General features: G+C 40.6%; 3 protein-coding genes and 1 pseudogene. All 4 read right to left on the minus strand.

What is annotated here, in order from left to right:
- Positions 1–98 precede the first annotated feature (98 nt).
- Positions 99–809 carry an ethanolamine ammonia-lyase subunit EutC gene (eutC, locus tag AC1UFB_RS06135; protein ID WP_076513499.1) on the minus strand — a complete coding sequence of 237 codons (711 nt, stop codon included), beginning with the start codon at positions 807–809 and terminating at the stop codon, positions 99–101.
- On the minus strand, positions 809–2,194 hold the full coding sequence (locus AC1UFB_RS06140; protein ID WP_100347875.1) for an ethanolamine ammonia-lyase subunit EutB: 1,386 nt from the start codon (positions 2,192–2,194) through the stop codon (positions 809–811). Before AC1UFB_RS06140 ends, eutC begins: the two co-directional genes overlap by 1 nt.
- Positions 2,195–2,208: 14 nt before the next feature.
- Complete coding sequence (locus AC1UFB_RS06145) at positions 2,209–3,624, minus strand: ethanolamine ammonia-lyase reactivating factor EutA (RefSeq protein WP_100347876.1); 1,416 nt, start codon at positions 3,622–3,624, stop codon at positions 2,209–2,211.
- A gap of 35 nt (positions 3,625–3,659) precedes the next feature.
- Positions 3,660–4,375 (minus strand): annotated as a pseudogene (locus AC1UFB_RS06150) (transposase); the annotation flags it as partial.

Here is a 4,375-nt window from a genome sequence, read left to right on the forward strand (position 1 = left end):
CGTATCATACCAAGAGGGCTCTTTTTTGTTCAAGTCCCCGAAAATCCTTCTAACAGGAATGCTCCTTTTATGTATGTTGTTTTTACTGATAAAAACGATTAAATAACGAGGTGAACACCGCTTGTTTGCTGCTGGATCATTTGATAAATAATTGTACCGATATGTGCAGCTGCTTCTAACGGAGGAGTGCCGCCACGATGAATATTAGAAATCACCATGCGGTCGGACTCTTTTTTTCCTTTTTGTGGCTGATAGCACATGTATGCGCTCATCGATTCTGCGCTGACAAGTCCAGGTCGTTCTCCAATAAGTAAAACGAGTGTTTTTGGAGCTAAAATATCACCAATATCATCCATGCATGCAACCCTCCCTCCTTTTACAAAGAAGGAAGTCCCAACACTAAGGTCATATGAATCCAATGAATCAACCAAAGCTGGATAAACATCGCGGATATTTGCTTCGATTGCATTTGCGCTCAATCCGTCAGAAACAACAATTTGAACGTCTGGCTGCTTTCGGCAGTTACGTTTTAATTGTTCTTTTGCAAGCTCTGAAAGCAATCTCCCTTGGTCAGGGAATTTTAAATAATGCTCTTTTGACGTACTCTTTGTATCAATCGAAAATAATTCTAAATCTTCCAATAATTCATAATCCACTTCACCGTACACCGCATCAACAGCAGCTGCATGATCTGTTCGAAAGGCTAATACATCAGAAGTTAGCGGCCTTGTTCCCGTTCGTCCTACACCAATTCGGGCTGGCGTGAAACCTTTTAAGCGAGCTAGCAGCTGTTCTTTTTCATTTTTCATTACTTCATTCCTCCTAACACGCCGTTCATAAAAATGGTTGGATCACCTGCTTTGGACGTAAATCGATTGTTTTCCATAATGCCATACTCTTCTAACCACTGCTTAAAGATAGAAATCGGTCCTTGGTTTAAAATTCGTCGAACCGTCGCGATATCATGATAGCTTAGCGACTGATAGTTTAGCATACAGTCATCAGCCATCGGTACACCAATTACAAAGTTTACGCCCGCTGTGCCAAGCAGCATGCTTAAGTTATCCATATCATTTTGATCAACGTTCATATGATTCGTATAGCACACATCCACTCCCATCGGTAAGCCGTGCATTTTCCCCATAAAATGATCTTCTAACCCTGCTCTTGTTACTTGCTTACTATCGTATAAATACTCTGGACCGATAAACCCAACAACCGTGTTGACTAAAAAGGGGTTAAACTGACGTGCTAAGCCGTAACATCTTGCTTCAAGCGTGACTTGATCAATATTGTAATGAGCTTCAGCAGAAAGCTCAGAGCCTTGACCAGTTTCGAAATACCAGCGATGAGGACCTACCGCAGTGCCTTTTTCATTAATCAATGCAGTGGCTTCTTTTAGCATCGAAAGCGAAATACCAAACGATTCGTTTCCTGCTTGCGTTCCCGCTAAGCTTTGAAAGATCAAATCTGCTGAAGCGCCTTTTTCAATCGCACGCATTTGAGTGGTCACATGTGCAAGGACACAGTTTTGGGTAGGAATTTGAAATTCATCAATAATTGACTTTGTTTCATTTAAAAGCGCATAAATATTTTCAGTTGTATCAATAACAGGATTAATACCGATAACAGCATCGCCAATACCATAGCTGAGCGCTTCGTATAAAGACGCACGCATGCCGGCTAAATTATCTGAGGGATGATTCGGCTGCGCTCGTGATGCGAGTACTCCTTTCATACCAATAGTTGTCTGACAAGTTGCTTTCACTTCGATCTTAGAAGCGGCTTGAATTAAATCTAGATTTGACATAATTTTAGTGACCGCTGCAATCATTTCGCTCGTTAATCCTTTGGCGATATAAAGTAAGTCCGCTCCTTCGTGCTGATCTTCTAGTACATATTCGCGAAGATCCGCCACCGTCCAGTTTTGAATTACTTTAAAAATTTCTTCATGTACCTGTTCTTCAATAAGTGCTGATACATCATCTTGTTCAGGGCTTAAAACTGGATATTCTCGAATTTCTTTTAGCATTAAGTTTGCCAATACTTGCTTAGCTGCCATTCGCTCTTTCATAGAGCTTGCTGCAATCCTCGCTAATTCATCTCCCGAACGCGCTTCGTTTGCCTTTGCCATAATTTCCTTTAAGCTTCTAAATACAAATTGTTCTCCTAATACTGCGCACGACTTGATCATCTTTTCATCTCCTTTTAAAAAGCTAACGTTTTTACTGATACAGTGACTGCTTCTCCAACGGTTTTCATGCCGATATCAATGTAGTCTCCATACGTAAAATCAATGCCATCAAGCACTATGACTTTCAATGCTTTGTTACGCTTTTGAATAGCTTGTCCAAGTGCTTTTGCTAAATCTTGCTCACATAAAACGATGAGGCAAGACGCCTGTGAGAAAAAGTTCATATAGCTTTTGTATAGAGCTTCTGCTAACTCTTGAAGCATCGTATACGTGCAGGTAGTAAAAGCTTGCAGCGCAATAGCTGTAGCTTGTCCTTCACAATCGAATATGGTGTTCGCTTGAGATAGCGTACTTTGTAGCCTTTTCACAAAAGACAGTTCGTTCCACACTCCATTTTTCTCTACGTCTACTTTAACAATTGGAATGTTTTTTAGAGGCAAACAATCTTCTGCTATGTATACTGTTGCTCCGCTTATTTCTGTATTTTGCATGCCTGCACCAATGACCGTTGCTCGAGCTGTTTCTGGTGCTGCCTCTGCTCCTCTTTTCCTTAAGCTTGCTGCTAAAAGTGGACCAATGTCACCAAATGCCACGGCTTCCTTTAGCGTAGTAGGAGAGTGTTCATTCATCATTTTTCCAATTCCACCTGAAATAAGCACTTTTTCAATGGTTGGTAAAGATTGACTTAGAGTGGCTAAAAGAAGCACAGACGATGCTCGGTCACGTTCTTTTAAAAAGCTTAGAAGTTCATCTGCTAAGCAATCGCTTAGCACCGCAGCTTGTTCAAAATCTATCGTTCTACCAACCTGCATAGTAGATTGATATTCCTTTAAAAAAGGTTGTAAAAACGGTGAAATATAGTCTACACGACCACCTTCTTGAATTCGGACTAATCGTCCTCCAATATGAAATGTAAACGTGCCAATAACTTTTCCATCTTCACAAAGAGCAACGTTAGCCGTTCCTCCCCCGACGTCAACATTAGCGATGACTCCTTCTGTTTCCTCGGACAGGGCAACCGCACCAGAACCTTTCGCTGCCAACATCCCTTCTAAGTCCGCACCAGCTGTTGCTACGACAAAGTCTCCAGCTCGATTAGCTAAATAATGAAGAATTTTTTCTGCATTTTCTTTTCTGGCTGTTTCTCCTGTAATTATGACCGCACCCGATTCCACGGCTTGAAGTGCTACGTTTGCTTTTTGATACTCTACCTGAAGCAGTTCACTGAGTGCTTCTACATCAATTTCAACCTCTGTTTTTAAAGGCGTTGTGTAAATCTCACTTTGATAAGTAACTTTTCGATCCACAATATCACAGCTAGGCAGCGAAAAGGCGCCGTTGATCTGATTGACTAAAAGTTCACTTACAATCAGCTTTGTGGTACTTGTTCCAACATCAAGCCCAATGCTTGTAATCCACCGTGTTGTCATATCATCATCCTTTAATTCGTTACGTTATGTTAACCTTAAACTAAATAAATGAATTCAACAGCAAAGATGTCAGAAAACATAACATATTTTTTTGTCACCTTCTCTACCATTACTTTATAAAAAAGAGGCTGGGACATAACTAGCCAAAAATAATGAAAAAGGGTTCTCATCATCGCATTTTGATGATGAGAACCCTTTTTTGTTGATCTGTTTGATTGGTCTATGCACATTTTACGCTGGAGGCGATGTACTTTCGTACATTCACCGCCATGAACGCAAACCCTAATTCGTTTTTCACGTTCTCCTTGCCTCTTACGGACATTCGAGTGAAACGCAAATTAGCCTTCAGATATCCAAAAACTGGTTCTACGTCAATCTTACGTTTTCCGTAGATTTTACCCGTTTTTTCTTCTGAAAGCAGCTGTTGAATGCTTTTCTTTTGTTGTTCCCACTTTTCGTTATAATGGATTCTTCGGTTATTTCCTTCCTTCGCCTTCGTACATTGTGAACGAAAAGGACAACCTGAACAGTCTTCACATTCGTACACATTGAATAACCTTGTAAATCCGTAACGGTCTGTGACAAGTAAAGGAATCATCTTCTTCATGATAATCCCAATTCGCTGTCTGAAATGGGTCATTCTTAACGCGTTTTTTCTTCTCTTTTCGATACATACTATATATGATAAGAGGCGTACGCTTTCTGTTCTGCACATCGAGGTAATTCTCTTCACTTCCATATCCCGCATCTG

Source organism: Priestia sp. KCTC 13724, from assembly GCF_056820425.1.